We start from the raw sequence: 15,492 nt of genomic DNA, 5'->3' as shown, positions 1-15,492 counted from the left end.
TTAGTTGACTTTCTATTATTGAATACACCATACTAAATCTCAATTGGTCCAGTAGTTAAACCATTAACAAATTGTTGCAAGTAAGGATTATCACTATTTTTTATCTCATCTTTTTTACCAAACCATAAAATCTTCCCTTTATAAATCATAGCAACCTCTTTAGCTATCATATAAGCACTATTCATATCATGAGTTATGGTGATGGTAGTAGCCTTTAGCTCTTCCTGAACTTTAATTATTAATTCATTGATAACATTAGCCATTATAGGGTCAAGACCGGTAGTTGGTTCATCAAGGAAAAGAATCAACGGATCGCCACAAATAGCCCTAGCTAGAGATACTCGCTTTTGCATACCTCCAGAAAGCTCAGATGGATAAAGACCCAGTATTTTTGTAGACAAACCTACAGAATTGAGTTTAGATGCAGCTAACTCCTCTTTATTTTTTGGAGATAATTTATACAATTTTTCAGTAAAGAATGTAATATTATCTTGAACAGTTAAAGAATCAAAAAGAGCCCCTCCCTGAAATAGAAATCCCATGGTTTTCATCATTTTAAATCTATCTTTACTTGGAATATTTACAGTCTCCACTTCATCAATAACTATACTACCTTCATCAGCCTGCATTAAACCAACTATAGTCTTTATTAACACTGATTTACCAGTTCCTGATCCCCCAAGAATTACTATTGAACTATTTCGCTTTATATCTAAGTCTATACCATCAAGTACCTTATGATCGCCAAAAGATTTATATAATGAGCGTATTTTTATTTTTGATTCATCCATAATCTATTCTCGAGTCTTATACTTTAAAAAACAACTCTGTTATCAAGTAATTACTGATTAGAATAAGAACTGAAGAATTTACTACCGCGGAAGTTGTACTCGTCCCAACTCCTTTTGCTCCTGTACCTGAATAATAACCACTATAACAACTTACTATTGAGATAATAAAACCAAACACTGCTGCTTTTACCAAACCAGAAATGACATCTATTGGTTCTAAAAACTTAAAGCTATTCGTTATATAATTAAAGCTATTAAAATCAAGCTTATAAACACTTACCAAATAACCACCCATTACTCCTAATATATCACCTATTAATACTAAACATGGTAACGTAATAACTGCGGCTAGTACTCTTGGAAAAACTAAATATTTTATGGGATCAGTTGACAAAGTATAAAGAGCATCTATTTGTTCAGTCACTCTCATAGTAGCTATTTCAGCAGCAATTGATGCACCAACTCTACCAGCAACCATAAGACCAGCAAGAACTGGTCCAAGCTCTCTAGTTATTGAAAGGACTACCACCGTAGCTATTGAACTTTCAGCTGAGAAACGAGAAAAACCTGTATAACTTTGTAATGCCAGCACAGCACCGGAAAAAAAGGTAGTCATAGCTACAACTGGTAGGGAATAAAAACCTATAGACAATAACTGCTTTAATACTAAGTTGTAGTATAAAGGTCTTTTAAAAATACTAGTGACTCCCGCAATAGTAAATAGAGAAAAAGCCCCTATAGTCCTTGCAAAACCAATAGTATGTTTACCTAATAAACTAACGGTATCAAGAATCATTTTTGTATACTCTCTTATATCTGCTACCTAGTAGAGTGAGAATTTCATAACCAATGGTATTTATTATATTCGCTATTTTATCTAAAGTACAATAATTCCCTATAATTTCAGCTTGTTGTCCTAGAAAAATTTTGTTTGGTGGTAGTTCAGTAACATCAACAGTAATTGAATCCATTGACACCCTGCCAACTACAGGAGCTGAATACGAATCAATAACTACTACCCCACAATTGCTAAAAGCCCGGGGATAGCCATCAGCATAACCAAGAGGTAAGGTAGCAATTAGCCTATTACTATTTGTTTTAAAGGTCATATTGTAACCAATGTAACTTTCCGGTGGTAATTCTTGCAATTGTATTATTGGAGCAGTCAGTCTTATTGGATTATGCATTGGATTTTTAAATGTATTACCCAAAGGATTAATACCATACAATGCAGCACCAGGGCGTATTAAGTCAAAATGATATTCTTTCCCTAGAAATATACTACTAGAGTTAGCTAGACTAGCTTTGACTTTTGGGAAATATTTTAAATAATGCTTAAACTTTTTTAATTGTTGTAAATTATAAGGATCATCAACTACTTCAGATGCAGATAAATGACTTATAATATACTGCAATTCAAGACCAACTAATAGATCAGGTTTGTCTATTATATGTTGTATTTCTGTGTCGAGCATTCCTAAGCGATTCATACCAGTATCAACATGGATTGTACAAGGTAATACTTCTTTTTTAAGAGAGGCAAACTCTTGCCAAATTTCAACTTGTTTTAAACTATTAAGTACGGGAATTAAATTACTATTTCTAAATTCCTCAACATCATTGCTAAATACACCATTAAACACAAAAATATTAGGTTTTTTATTAGATTTTTGCCCCAATACTTTACGCAATGATATTCCTTCATCAACTGAGGTTACAAAAAAACTTTGACAATTCTCCATCTGTAAGGCTGGTGCGATAGCATCAGCACCAAGTCCATAGCTGTTAGCCTTTACCACAGAAGCAATCTCTGAAGTTTTACAAATTTTAGAAATAATACGATAATTAGCACGAATTTTTGCTAAGTCTATTTCAAGTGTACATTTATCAGTATGCATAAAGTTTTAAATTCTCATAATTTTACAGATTTTTGTAATGCTGCTATAATAATTGGAGCAACTGATATTACATGGAACTTAGATGGTAAATCAGTAGTTTCTATTGTATCAGTTATATATACGTTCATTATATCAGAATTCTGAATATTTTTTTTAGACATTCTAGAAAGCACTGGGTGAGTTATAAAAGCATTGACAGATAAAGCTCCTACTTCCATTAATAGCTTAGCTCCCTTACAAAGGGTTTCGCCACTATCAACAATATCATCAATTAATATACAATGCTTGCCGGAAACGTTACCTATTATTTCTGATATTTGGCATTTATCATTAGACTTCTTGACATCTCTACTTTTATTAATAACAGCTATATTCATGTTAAAAAGCCTATTCACATCACGTACACGTGCAAAACCACCAACATCTGGAGATACAATAATAGAATTATTATAAGTTTCAATAATCGGAGCAAATAAACTTATTGGATCAAGATTTTGTAGTGGAATTTTAAAAAAACCCTCTAATTGCTGTGAATGCAAATCGACAGTTATTACATGATTAACACCAGCAACTTCCAGCATACTCGCTACAAGACGGCTCGATACTGGAGTAAAACTACAATATCTACGATCTTGGCGGCTATAACCAAAATACGGTATAACCGCAGTTACTTGTGAAGCTCCTGCTCTTTTTACCGTATCAACTAATAATAAAAGTTCCATCAAGTGGTTATTGGCTGGTCTAGAAGTAGATTGTACTATAACAACATCACACTTATGCATATCTTCAAGGATTTCCACCCTTGTTTCAGCATCATCGAAAGCTGTAATATAAGTTTCCACATATTCACAATTTAGTTCCTCAGCTAAATATCTAGCTAATTTTTTATGACTAAGACCTGCAAGAATTTTCATGCTAATTATAATAATTGGTTTAAGTTTCTGTAGTATACAATAATTATAATTTGCACTAAGTGTTTTATGAAAAATATTTTTATTATTTTTATTCAAGTTGTCGTCTATTAACGAGTAGTAGCATTGCTGCGATAAAATAAAGCTCCCACAACTGTCGAAAGCTCAAATCGTCATTGCGAGCGAACGTATGTGAGCGTGGCAATCCATGAAGCTTGTCATATGGATTGCTTCGTCGACCTACGGTCTCCTCGCAATGACGCATAGGTGTCAACTTAAGAGCGTAATGATTGAGTATGTATAAGCAAATCAAACATAAGCGTCATTGCGAGGAGTTTCTGCAAGCGGCGTCGTAGCAATCCAAGATACGCGAAGCGTTACTCTAAAAAAACAGCTTCGCTGTTTACCTAGATCGCCACGGCATCTAAAGAGCTTTGCTATGACGATTATAGAAAAATGTGGGGTACTATGGATTGCCACGCTCACATATTTTCGCTCGCAATGACATATTAAGTATACGCCTTTTAAAAAATCACGACCTCTTTCCCAATTCATCTATTAACTTATCAAAACCACTATTACTGAGAATATTCATGAACTCTGACTGTTGAGAATTGATAAGACTAACACCTTCTGTAATAACATCTGAGACTTTTAAATTAGTTTTATCGCTTGTACCCTTTACTTGACGTACTAAGTAATTTACTTTAGCAGTTCCTATTAACATTTCTACCATAAACTCTCCTTCATCAAGAACACGCACTTGTTGAACTTTAGGTTCTTGACCATGGTAATTCTTTACTAAATCAGCATAGGCCTTGCTTACATAATTACTGTAAACTTCTGTGAATTGTTTAATTTGTTCAGGAGTTAGAGTTTTTCTGTAAACACCAAGGGTGAATTTAGCCATCCAATTCAGATCTAAGTTAGCTAAAATTAGCTTTTTAGTTTTAGCTATTTTGGCATCTTGATCTAAACTCTCATCATTACATACATCTAGCCCAGCTCTTATTAGTTGATTAACATAATTATCAACTACCATTTTGTTATCAGTAGCAGAATAGGCTGACAAGGACAGGCAACTTAAAATTAAGCAAACAATAATTTTTTTCATAAGTAACTACTCTTAATTAGGTTTAGGGCATTTAAATTGCTTAGGATAGACAATTACAGATTCACGATTTTGATGCGTAGCTGATCTTACAGCTATGTAAGGGTCAGTAGAACTACATCCTATATAGTCAGTAAACGGTAATAATCCTAATCTAGTATTTATAACTTGTACACCAGAAACTATGATTTCAAAATCTCTATGTACCGCGTACATTATAGGATTTAAGTAACTATTTGTAAATATAGCATCTGTACTATCTCTTGCATTAGTACCACCAAGAAATGGTATAACTAAATATGGTCCTGGACCAACTCCATAGTGGGCGAAAGTACTACCCAAAGTTTGTTTGGTAACTCTCAATCCAATTTTATCTGCTACATCAAATAACCCACCTATACCAAACGTAGCATTGATTAAAAATCTCCATAAACTTTTCATAGTTTGGTCATAATTCATCTGTAGACCATAATTGACAACAGTCAAAGGCACACTAATGTTATCTAGAAAACTGCTCACTCTAGCCCTAGTATAATTATTACTAATTCGTTTATAGCCTATAGTAATAGGTCGTAAGAACAGATAGTCTAAAACAGAATTAAAGGCAAAAATTTTACGATTTAGTTTCTCATAAGGGTCATAGACTTGAGTACATCCCTTACCTTCATTATAAACATACCTAAAATCTTCATCATCTTGAGTATTTTGAGTACTCGCTATTGCAGTTATACTAGAAAAATTAACTAACAACAGTAATATAAATTGCTTCATGGCTTCATTAATGGTTTTTCTTACAAATCACCATATAGTATTTATCATTTTTTTCTAGAGATAATTCTTCACTATTTAATATGGTAAACTTAGTTTGACCTAAAGCTTTCTTAATATCTGCTATAGTAAAAACAAATCCTTTTTTCTTTAATGAAAGGTTTGTGACGTTATCTATTGGTAAACAAAATGCAAAATACCCTAATGCATTGACTATAGAATAAATAGAATTAAAGTAATCTAATAGGTTTTTAGTAAAAGAAAGAGAGTTAAAACTCAGTACTACATCATATTTATTAGAGTCGTGTTTAATAAAATCCGATATTGAAATTTCTAATAACTGATCATAAATATTACCATATATAATAACAAGCTTATTCATAATTTCTGAATTTTCAATACCGGTAAAAGTAAAGCCATCAGGAAAACGCTTTTTTACTTCATAACCCACTAAGCCTATATTACTACCTAACTCCAAAATATGGTAATTATCAGGTAAGTCTGTTATGTTATTCATAGTTGTGCTTACAAAACTGTAAGGTAGGTACAGTTTATTATTACTGCGAAATTTATTGCCATAATATTCAGCGGTAAGATTTTTATATTGATGACAAATTTGCGGTGGAATCTCTGACAAATTATTATAATTTTGTATAAAAGATGCTAACTTTATTTGATCAGCTTCAAAAGCTCTTTGTAGATGATACAAAGCTTTTTCATAATTATTTTTTAAGAAATATGTCCAACCAAGCCAATAATTAGCTTGATGGTCGTTAGGAGAAAGAATTTTATCAACCAATTTAAGCCTTAGTATAGCGTCATTTAAGTTATTTTTATACAAATGTTCTATACCAAGATTAAAATTAGTTTCTTTTAAGTGTGTTACCCTATATTTTACATCGACAAAATAATTGATAGATGTAAAGATTTTCTCCCTATACCAAGATGGGAAATTCTTAATATAATTATAGTATAATTTTATTTTGTCTTTTATTGAGCCGTAACTGTTACGAATAATTTTGCTGCCGAACATAAATTGCTATAAATTTGATTTTTTAAACATATATTCATCATATACTACTCGTAAATGAAGAATTGATAGACGATAGAATCAAAATCATGATAGTAGCAGGAGTCGAAGAGTCGAGGTGCTAGGCGTACATTTAGTACGTGAGTACCGAAGAACCCTGAAGACGACAACGCAATTCTTGATTTTCTATCTGAGTATATGATAACATATATATCAAATGACACTAATACTTAATAGTAATAAATTATATAAAATAAATCATATTGTACTAAATTCTGCTTTCAAGAATTGTTTTTTTTAACAATTATAGTATAATACCCCCCATTTGGGATAAGAATTAACAAATTCTTATCCCAAATTCGCGTAATACGAAAATAATTATAAGGTTCTACAGAATCATGTCACTTATTGCTAAACGCTTAGATATAATAAAACCATCTCCAACTTTAGCTTTAGTTAAAAAAACATTTGAACTAAAAAAGCTGGGTAGAGATATAATCTCTCTTGGGGCTGGTGAACCTGACTTTGACACACCCAATAATATCAAAGAGGCTGCAATTAAAGCACTGCGAGATGGTTTCACAAAATATACTAATGTTGATGGCATTTTGGAGCTGAAACAAGCAGTACAGACTAAATTCAAGTATGAAAATAATTTAGATTATGAGTTAGATGAGATAATAGTATCAAGCGGCGGTAAACAAGTAATCTATAATTTATTTATGGCTTCCCTTAACCAAGGGGACGAAGTAATTATTCCCAGTCCTTACTGGGTCTCATATCCAGATATGGTAATGTTAGCTGAAGGGATTCCAGTATTTGTTAACTGTGGCATTGATAGCAATTTTAAGCTTACAGCTGAAGCTCTAGAGCAAGTAATTACCCAAAAAACTAAATGGTTAATTATTAACTCACCAAGTAATCCAACAGGAGCTGCATACTCTTACCAAGAGCTAGCAGATATTGCTGAATTACTACGCAAATATCCCAATGTAAATATTATGTCAGATGATATTTACGAGCATATTATTTTTGATGATTTTAAATTTTATACTTTTGCCCAAGTAGCACCGGATTTAAAAGATCGAATATTTACTGTTAATGGTGTATCAAAAGCTTATTCTATGACAGGATGGCGTATAGGATATGGGGCTGGTTCTAAATCATTAATTAAGGCAATGACTATTATTCAGTCACAAAGTACTTCTAACCCCTGCTCTATAAGCCAAATGGCAGCTATTGAAGCTTTAACTGGCACTCAAGATTTTGTTAAACCTAATGCAAAAAACTTTCAAGAAAAACGTGATCTAACCTTATCAATTCTAAGTGATACAAAGGGTATTAGTTGCGATAAACCAGCAGGGGCATTTTACCTGTTTCCTAAATGTAATGAATTATTTGGTTTGAAAACTCCCAGTAGTAAAATTATCAAAAATAGTAACGATTTTGGAGAATATCTGCTTGAAGAATGTAACGTTGCGGTTATTCCTGGTATTGCATTTGGTCTAGAAGGTTATTTTAGAATTTCATACGCAACTTCGATAAAAAACTTGGAGCAAGCATGCTCGCGTATAAAGAATGCTTGTAATCAATTAACGTGATAAAAAAAATCCTTAAAAAAAACAATTTTGTACTTAGTGTAGTTACTAAGATGCTGTATACTTATTTGAGAGTGGTTTATTTTACCTGTCGTTGGCAATTTGTTTTTTCAGATAATCACAATAAACAAGAATTTTTGGCACAAAAAGGGGTAATTTTTGCTTTTTGGCATAACAGATTGGCTTTAGGTCCAGGAATATTCGCCGGTCATAAAGATATTTATGCTCTTATTTCCCCTCATCGAGACGGCAGAATAATTAGTGATATAGTAGGTAAATTTGGCTTTGGGGTAATAAATGGTTCTAGTAATAAGAATCCTGTATCAGCTTTAAAAATAATTATCCAAAAGTTACATAACGGTAGTAATATAGTGATTACACCAGATGGCCCACGTGGGCCTATTTATAAAATAAATAGTAATATTAACAAAGTTGCTCAAAAATATAATATAAAATTGATACCAGTTTCTTGTAGTGCTTCTAGATATTTTTTACTCAAAAGTTGGGATAAACTGATTATGCCTCTACCTTTTGGTAAAATAACAGCTTTTATAGGCTTACCACTAGCTTTTGTAGGAAATGAAAACCAAGACAATATTAATTTAGCACAAGCATTAACGGGGTTGAAGTAAATCTATCTATGATCTATTTATACTATGTCTTAAGTTTTCTACTTCTTCCAGTGTATTTCTTTTTATTAGTATTAAGAGTTATTATTGGCAAAGAAGATGTAAAACGTATTAAGGAACGTTTTGCTATTTCCCATGCACATGCTAAACGAAATGAAACTTTAGTTTGGATACATGCAGCCAGTGTAGGGGAATCTCTTATAGCTTTTACCTTAGTTGAAAATATCAATAATCTTTGGTTAAAAAGAACTATGCCAAAAACCTCCTTAAAGTTTTTGGTTACTTCGGGAACTAGATCTTCTGGAAAAATATTACAACAAAAACTACCGCAAAATGCCATTCATCAATTCATTCCTATAGACAATATTATTTTTGTTAAAAAGTTTTTTAGAAATTGGCAACCAAACCTAGGAATTCTTGTTGAATCAGAGTTATGGCCATGTCTCATTAGCGAAGGGGCAAAACATTGTGAACTATTATTATTGAATGCACGTATTTCTGATAAATCATTTGAATCATGGAAAAAAATAAGTTCATTTTTTAGATTAGTTACCGCTAACTTTAGTGAGATTATTGTGCAAAGTAACCGTGATTTCCAAAAATTTACGCAACTTGGTGTGACCAATATAGTTAATTTAGGTAACATTAAATTTGCCAACAAAAAATTACCTGTAAATGCACAAGAGTTAACAATTTTAACACAACATATGAGTGGTAAAAGAGTTATTGTATTTGCTAGCACCCACTTAGACGATGAGGTAGTAGTACTTAACATTATAAAACCAATAAAACAACGATACCCAGATTGCTATTTTATTCTAATTCCACGTCATCCTGAGCGTAAGAATGATATAGGAAAAGCGTGTACTCAATTAAATTTAACTTATAGTATCAAGTCCAAACAAAATATACCTATTCTAACTGATGATCTTTACATTGTTGATAAATTTGGCGAACTTGGATTGTTTTTTAGCATAGCCTATATCTCATTCATTGGCGGTTCATTTAAACAAGGAGGACATAACGTACTTGAACCAGCATATTTTGCTAATTATATTATATTTGGGCCAGATATGAGTAATTCTACTAATATTGCTAATGAAATGCTTACTAATAAAGCTGCTACTCAAATTCGAGATGAAAATGATTTACTGAATAAAATTGAGTATCTTCTATCTGAGACTGGTACTCAGGAAGCTAAAGTTTATCAGGCTAATGCTTTGGAATTTGTCAATAAAAACCAACAAATTTTAGGTAATTATTTAAATATTATAGAAAAACACTTAGTGGGAAATTAATGTTATGTTATACTCAGAACATGTGGTATTAGTTGATGAACAAGATAATATCCTTGGAATAGAGGATAAGTTAAAAGCTCATAATTCTAATACTCCATTGCATAGGGGATTTTCTGTATTTCTTTTCAATAGCAAAAAAGAATTTTTGATACAAAAAAGAAGTTTACTCAAAAAAACTTGGGGTGGATTCTGGTCAAATAGTTTTTGTGGACATCCACAAATTAACGAAACTTATGAACAAGCAATTTATAGGCATGCAAAGTTTGAATTAGGTTTAGTAAACCTACAGAAAGTAGATATTATTGCTAATTATCGATATAAATTTGCTATAAATAATATTGTAGAAAATGAAATATGCCCGATATATTTGGCTTTATCAGATGATATCATAAAAATAAATGAACAAGAAATAGCAGAAGTAAAATTACTTAAATGGGTAGACTTTAAGTTATATATGGAAAAATACCCAACAAAATTTTCCCCTTGGTGCATCGAAGAGTTCGAGATATTAGAAAATAATGAAATATTCAAAAAATTTATAGATTCAGCTCTGTAACTATAGTATAAAGCTGAACTAATGATATAAAGTATTTCTAGGGGTCATAGCTCAGTTGGTAGAGCGTTTGAATGGCATTCAAAAGGTCGGGGGTTCGATTCCCCCTGTCTCCACCAAATACCTCCAACCTTTCCAAGGTTTTTATAATTTCTTAAAAGTATTTTTATTTTGGTTTTATTTTGGTTTTATTTTGGTTTTCCACCAAAAGTCTCCAAATTTGACATACAAAATAGTCTATTTTTAACCGTTTTTCACGGGGAGGAAATATGACAGAATCGTTAATTTTTTTCCGGCAACTTAATTGAAAATCCTGACACTATTTTCTATAATATAGTCGGTAATTTTATCCCACCTGAGTGGCGAAATCTTACCAATAATTGTGGTAAACAATTAAGTAAAACGTCTTGTCAACTTTTGTCATTGGTTTTACGAATGTTGGTTGGATATATGAGAGTTTCGTCTGAAAATGAAATATAGAATACAGATTTGCAATATAATGCTTTGATAAAAGCTTGAGTTGATCAATGTAATATATATAAAAATCAAGCTAACTTACACAAAAAAAATTATTGACTCGATGTTAGTTATATGTGGACCTACCGCTAGTGGCAAGTCTTATTTGGCACATTATTTAGCTAAAATATATAATGCTGAGATAGTTAACTGTGATTCTATGCAGATATATAGGCAGATTCCCATTATTACTGCCTCGCCATCACAAATATACCGTAATGAGATTCCTTATCATCTTTATAATTTTTTATCTATAGAACAAGAATTTTCGGTAATACAATATATAAATTATGCTCTTGAAAAAATTACAAACATTCGTAGTAGAGGCAAGTTACCAATAATTGTTGGCGGTACGGGGTTATATATTAATTCATTACTTTTTGGTTATAATGAAATACCATCAATATCTCCTAAAATTAGGCAATATGTTAGAGAGCTACACTCTAAGATTGGTTCGACCCAGTTTTTTTATAAACTAAAAGAGCTAGATAACCTAGCTGTTCAGAAGTTAAATGAACACGACACTCAAAGGGTTATAAGAGCCTATGAAGTATTTATGGAAACCGGGCAATCTATATTTGCTTTCCAAAGCTTACAAAATAAATCTATTCTTCCAGCATTTGATTTTAAGGTAATTTTTCTACATCCAAAGAGGGAATTTCTTTATCAAACATGTAATACTAGGTTAGAAAAATTATTTAATGAAGGAGCAATTGAAGAAGTAGCTCAAATTAAAAAAGATTTTCCTGATATATATTCTTCTGCAATAAAAACCATTGGTCTACGGGAAATATTATGCTATTTAAATAATGAAATTACTTTGCAAAATGCCATAAATCTAGCACAAATTAAGACTAGGCAATATGCAAAAAGGCAAATTACTTGGTTCAAAAACCAAATAAAGGACAAGGTAACTCTAGAATATTCTAATAATCAGCAATTTGAAGAGTTGATTATTGATTTGGAGATATTATAAATTAACTAGACCTATAATTAACCTAAGTTCGATGTAAGCACCAAACAAAATGCAGTGCATAATGTAATAACATAAACAAACTGTTGTTGGTGAGCTATCAACCTCATTGTATAGTATTTACGGCTATCCTGTGTTAAAGTTGCAGTTAGCCGAGTTGGTTAAAGAGCTATTAATTGTATCATATATGTTGTAAATATATTCCATCAATTTTAATGTGATAAATTGTACAGCAAGTTTGCAAATCAGAATGCCTTCGTTAAGTGAGGAGTTTGACGATGTCATTTACACTCCTGATAAATAATACTGCTCAAATCACTAGTTACGTTGGGATAAGGTTATAATTTAGAGGTCTATCGGCGTTATACATGTCAAAAATCACCATAAGGGATTATACGAACTTTGAGATTGTAAAGATGCCCTACTGATACTAGGTTAGTGAAATTTAGGTTCAGAATTAGCAAACAAACTTTCCTATTTTTTTTAATGATTTTTATTATTAATATTCAAACTTAAGTTGAGTTATTTTTGCTTATTCTTTATAATTGTTCGTAATAATATGTTTTATACGTACCGTTAAGGCATAATTTATCTTTCAACAGTTTCATTATATGAAAAAATTTCTAATATTATTCATATTACTAATTATTTATAGTAATACTTTTGCTCAAGAACAAGTATCTAATTTAATCACTCCAGTTAGTTATTTTGTCAATCATGAGCAACAACTTAAAATCCTTGATGAGCATTTAAATAAATATAGACAAGCAAGTATAGTTGGTACTAGTGGTATAGGTAAAACTCAACTGATTAGGATGTATAGTTATGAGAATAAAAATAATTATGATCTAATTTGGTTTTTTGATTGTAACCTAGACCTTAATGAACAATTTGTTAAATTAGCCCAACAACTCAATATGGTTAAACAAGCTAATATATCTGAAGCAATAACTCTATCCAAAAAAGAAGTAATGTCATATTTAACTACTACTACTAAATGGTTATTGGTGTTTGATAATTTAAAAGTTAATGAAAATAAAAAAGTACAAGATTTAATTGATTGGGAACATAATGGTCATGTAGTGTTTTGCTCGCAAGATAATGAAAAGTTACATAACATTATAGCCATGCCACTACTCGATCACCCCACTATTGTAGCTTTAGCTAATAACTTATTGAACAATAAGGATAATAATAGTATCGAATTTTTAACGCAATCTTTTAGTGGTTATCCAATATTGATAGTGCAAGGGGCGCAATTACTTAACAAAGTTAAAGGTTTAGAGAAAGAAGAATATAAAAAGAAAATTTATCAATCTACTGATAAAATAGCAATGAATATTAGTATGGCTATTCAACAATTAAACCCTAATGCAGTAACATTACTTAATAAAATAGCTTTACTCAATAATCAAAGTTTCTCAAAACAGCTGCTTACCATCATTACTGATAATACAAATACTTTAGATGATGATATATATCAATTATCTAAATTTATAATCAGTAATATTGATCCTAACAAGGATAATCCTATTTTTGAAATGCATGATATAGTCAGCAATAAAATAATGGAACTAAATGGCAATAATAATAAAATATATTTAGAAAATATGATTAGCAAATTACCTAAACCAAAAGGAATTTTTTCAGCATATTTGTGGAGAAGTGCCAAAACTATACCAGAAAATTTAGAGATTCTTCTAAAAAACTCTGAAAAATATAATATTAATTTATACGCAATACTTACCTTAAGGTCTGAGTTATTCTCTCTATATCTAAACATTTATAACAACAAAGCCAAACAAATGTTTGATTGGTTTAATCAAAAAGATAAAAATAAGGAACTTAAATTGTGGCAAATGTCTGAATCTCAAAAATTTTATTATGCTAGGTACTTAGGAGCAATAGGAGTGTATCATGAAATAATATTAAGGAATTTTGACACAGCGATTTCTTATCTGAATAAATCATTAAATATTGTAGATAAGTTTGATGATGATGAAGCCAATTATTCTCTTAAATTTAGTATTATGTCAAATATATCTGAATCTCAGATACTTTTAGGTAATATAGCACTTGCTAAGGAATTTCTTAAAAAGATAGAAGAACTAGCAAAACAAGGAGTAATACAAGAAATTGATATATCTACAATGTATACTTTAAAAAGTGCATTATGTGAGATGCAAGGCAAATATAAGGAAAGTTTAGAGTATGTAGATAAAGCTACTGAAATATTTATAAAAAATGGATTTGATATTAATGCCATAGCCCTTAGTGAACACCGCTTATATAGAGTAAGTATATTAAATTCTCTTGGTAGATATCAAGAAGCTTATACCCAAGCTCAACAGATATATGATATATATAAGCTTCTAAAGCATAAGAATAATAAAATATTTGCAGATATTTATACAGAAATGGCAAAAAGCGAATTAGGTTTAGGTAAAGTAGATAAAGCTTCTGAATATATTAATCAAGCTATCTCCATAGGGTTAATAGAGGAAAACACAATCCATGATAAAACGAATTATTCTAAAAATCTTGACTTAGCAGTTAATTATATAGTACAAGGTAATATTTTGTTTGCCCAGGATAAGCTTAAGCAAGCCATAAAATCTTATAAAGAAGCGTTTGTTATATTTCATTATTTATATGGAGATAGAAAAAAAAATGTTGCTCAAGTAAGTGAGTTATACAAGAAAGGAGCAAAAGCAGCTTGTAAAAGCAAAGATTTATATAATTATAAATTTTTTGGCAAGCCACAAATTAAGGAATTTGGCATACACCACCCTAATACAGTTGATATGTTTGAATATTGCAAACAATATAACATGGATTTGTGGGGCAAGAACAATTAAGCATTAAGGTTCTATGATTTCTACTCGGCAGCTGTTGGTAAAATCATTGATGGCATTATGTGTTTATAATATATAAGAGACCTTGTTTAAGAGATTAATTTTTGCATTCAATACTCCAACTTTACATTAGCTCGGTTTAATTAATGTAGGAGATTTATTCTTTAGGCTTCTTTCTTCCTGCTGATATCCTATCATTTATTAACCTTATATTTATTATAGTGTTTATAAATATTGAAGATTTGGTTGAACGATAGCAAGAAAATTATAATATCGAAAATTGAAATAATAAATCTTGGTTGTAACAATATCACGGTTCTATAAACAAATTAGAATTAGAAGGGGGAAAAGAGATATTTGGTAAAAATATAACCTGAGATCAAAGAGATGTTGATTATCAAAATCGTATCGCATACGAGTAGAATATTAGATATTGTTTATATTATGAAAAATAATTAATTTTTTTATTAAAATAAGTTGACTATTATTTTAGAATTGATTCTAATTAAAATATGGCAACATAAATCAACCTAAATAGCATGGCAAAATATAAAATGGCTG

13 protein-coding genes and 1 tRNA gene are annotated in these 15,492 nt (G+C 30.8%); 7 read left to right on the top strand and 7 right to left on the bottom strand.

Going from position 1 to position 15,492, the window contains the following annotated elements; translation table 11 throughout:
* Window positions 1–32: 32 nt before the first annotated feature.
* The 7 genes from AAGD53_RS03270 to AAGD53_RS03240 all read right to left on the bottom strand — a co-directional run bounded on the left by AAGD53_RS03270 (window position 33) and on the right by AAGD53_RS03240 (window position 6,512).
* A complete protein-coding gene (locus AAGD53_RS03270) occupies window positions 33–791 on the bottom strand; it encodes an ABC transporter ATP-binding protein (protein ID WP_341763265.1) in 759 nt (252 codons plus the stop codon).
* A 16-nt stretch (window positions 792–807) separates the two neighbouring features.
* On the bottom strand, window positions 808–1,587 hold the full coding sequence (locus AAGD53_RS03265) for an ABC transporter permease (protein ID WP_341763264.1): 780 nt from the start codon (window positions 1,585–1,587) through the stop codon (window positions 808–810).
* On the bottom strand, window positions 1,577–2,689 hold the full coding sequence (locus AAGD53_RS03260; RefSeq protein WP_341763263.1) for an alanine racemase: 1,113 nt from the start codon (window positions 2,687–2,689) through the stop codon (window positions 1,577–1,579). The genes AAGD53_RS03265 and AAGD53_RS03260 overlap by 11 nt, the downstream gene beginning before the upstream one ends.
* A 14-nt stretch (window positions 2,690–2,703) precedes the next feature.
* Window positions 2,704–3,699: a ribose-phosphate diphosphokinase gene (locus AAGD53_RS03255; RefSeq protein ID WP_341763262.1), complete on the bottom strand. Its 996-nt coding sequence runs from the start codon at window positions 3,697–3,699 to the stop codon at window positions 2,704–2,706.
* Between the two features lie 433 nt (window positions 3,700–4,132).
* Window positions 4,133–4,714 (bottom strand): phospholipid-binding protein MlaC, encoded by a 582-nt coding sequence (locus AAGD53_RS03250; RefSeq protein WP_341763261.1) that lies wholly within the window; start codon window positions 4,712–4,714, stop codon window positions 4,133–4,135.
* Between the two features lie 12 nt (window positions 4,715–4,726).
* Entirely contained in the window at window positions 4,727–5,482 is a 756-nt protein-coding gene (locus AAGD53_RS03245; protein WP_341763260.1) for a VacJ family lipoprotein, read from the bottom strand.
* 7 nt (window positions 5,483–5,489) lie between these two features.
* Entirely contained in the window at window positions 5,490–6,512 is a 1,023-nt protein-coding gene (locus AAGD53_RS03240; RefSeq protein ID WP_341763259.1) for an SAM-dependent methyltransferase, read from the bottom strand.
* 395 nt (window positions 6,513–6,907) lie between these two features.
* On the opposite strand from AAGD53_RS03240, the gene AAGD53_RS03235 reads away from it, so the two are divergent.
* From AAGD53_RS03235 to AAGD53_RS03205, 7 genes are all read left to right on the top strand, one after another.
* The gene (locus tag AAGD53_RS03235) at window positions 6,908–8,110 is read left to right on the top strand and encodes a pyridoxal phosphate-dependent aminotransferase (RefSeq protein ID WP_341763258.1); all 1,203 of its coding nucleotides are present in this window, start codon (window positions 6,908–6,910) and stop codon (window positions 8,108–8,110) included.
* A gap of 50 nt (window positions 8,111–8,160) precedes the next feature.
* On the top strand, window positions 8,161–8,739 hold the full coding sequence (locus AAGD53_RS03230) for a lysophospholipid acyltransferase family protein (protein ID WP_341763401.1): 579 nt from the start codon (window positions 8,161–8,163) through the stop codon (window positions 8,737–8,739).
* Window positions 8,740–8,747: 8 nt separating this feature from the next.
* The gene (gene waaA, locus AAGD53_RS03225) at window positions 8,748–10,034 is read left to right on the top strand and encodes a lipid IV(A) 3-deoxy-D-manno-octulosonic acid transferase (protein ID WP_341763257.1); all 1,287 of its coding nucleotides are present in this window, start codon (window positions 8,748–8,750) and stop codon (window positions 10,032–10,034) included.
* Between the two features lie 4 nt (window positions 10,035–10,038).
* Complete coding sequence (gene idi, locus AAGD53_RS03220) at window positions 10,039–10,590, top strand: isopentenyl-diphosphate Delta-isomerase (RefSeq protein WP_341763256.1); 552 nt, start codon at window positions 10,039–10,041, stop codon at window positions 10,588–10,590.
* Window positions 10,591–10,630: 40 nt separating this feature from the next.
* Window positions 10,631–10,706 (top strand) — tRNA-Ala (locus AAGD53_RS03215).
* 461 nt (window positions 10,707–11,167) lie between these two features.
* Window positions 11,168–12,079 carry a tRNA (adenosine(37)-N6)-dimethylallyltransferase MiaA gene (gene miaA, locus AAGD53_RS03210; protein ID WP_341761218.1) on the top strand — a complete coding sequence of 304 codons (912 nt, stop codon included), beginning with the start codon at window positions 11,168–11,170 and terminating at the stop codon, window positions 12,077–12,079.
* Between the two features lie 608 nt (window positions 12,080–12,687).
* Window positions 12,688–14,934, top strand: coding sequence for a tetratricopeptide repeat protein (locus AAGD53_RS03205; protein WP_341763255.1), 2,247 nt, complete (start codon window positions 12,688–12,690; stop codon window positions 14,932–14,934).
* Window positions 14,935–15,492 lie beyond the last annotated feature (558 nt).

Source organism: Candidatus Tisiphia endosymbiont of Melanophora roralis, from assembly GCF_964026575.1.
Taxonomy (GTDB): domain Bacteria; phylum Pseudomonadota; class Alphaproteobacteria; order Rickettsiales; family Rickettsiaceae; genus Tisiphia.
The sequence above is the reverse complement of the archived record's forward strand: the minus strand, read 5'-3'. Positions and strand labels throughout refer to the sequence as shown.

Excerpts from the sequence above, each read along its gene's own strand:
- AAGD53_RS03265 (WP_341763264.1), bottom strand. The coding sequence starts at position 1,587 with ATGATTCTTGATACCGTTAGTTTATTAGGTAAACATACTATTGGTTTT.
- AAGD53_RS03205 (WP_341763255.1), top strand. The coding sequence starts at position 12,688 with ATGAAAAAATTTCTAATATTATTCATATTACTAATTATTTATAGTAAT.
- AAGD53_RS03235 (WP_341763258.1), top strand. The coding sequence starts at position 6,908 with ATGTCACTTATTGCTAAACGCTTAGATATAATAAAACCATCTCCAACT.
- AAGD53_RS03230 (WP_341763401.1), top strand. The coding sequence starts at position 8,161 with ATGCTGTATACTTATTTGAGAGTGGTTTATTTTACCTGTCGTTGGCAA.
- AAGD53_RS03250 (WP_341763261.1), bottom strand. The coding sequence starts at position 4,714 with ATGAAAAAAATTATTGTTTGCTTAATTTTAAGTTGCCTGTCCTTGTCA.
- AAGD53_RS03245 (WP_341763260.1), bottom strand. The coding sequence starts at position 5,482 with ATGAAGCAATTTATATTACTGTTGTTAGTTAATTTTTCTAGTATAACT.
- idi (WP_341763256.1), top strand. The coding sequence starts at position 10,039 with ATGTTATACTCAGAACATGTGGTATTAGTTGATGAACAAGATAATATC.
- waaA (WP_341763257.1), top strand. The coding sequence starts at position 8,748 with ATGATCTATTTATACTATGTCTTAAGTTTTCTACTTCTTCCAGTGTAT.
- AAGD53_RS03260 (WP_341763263.1), bottom strand. The coding sequence starts at position 2,689 with ATGCATACTGATAAATGTACACTTGAAATAGACTTAGCAAAAATTCGT.
- AAGD53_RS03240 (WP_341763259.1), bottom strand. The coding sequence starts at position 6,512 with ATGTTCGGCAGCAAAATTATTCGTAACAGTTACGGCTCAATAAAAGAC.
- miaA (WP_341761218.1), top strand. The coding sequence starts at position 11,168 with ATGTTAGTTATATGTGGACCTACCGCTAGTGGCAAGTCTTATTTGGCA.
- AAGD53_RS03270 (WP_341763265.1), bottom strand. The coding sequence starts at position 791 with ATGGATGAATCAAAAATAAAAATACGCTCATTATATAAATCTTTTGGC.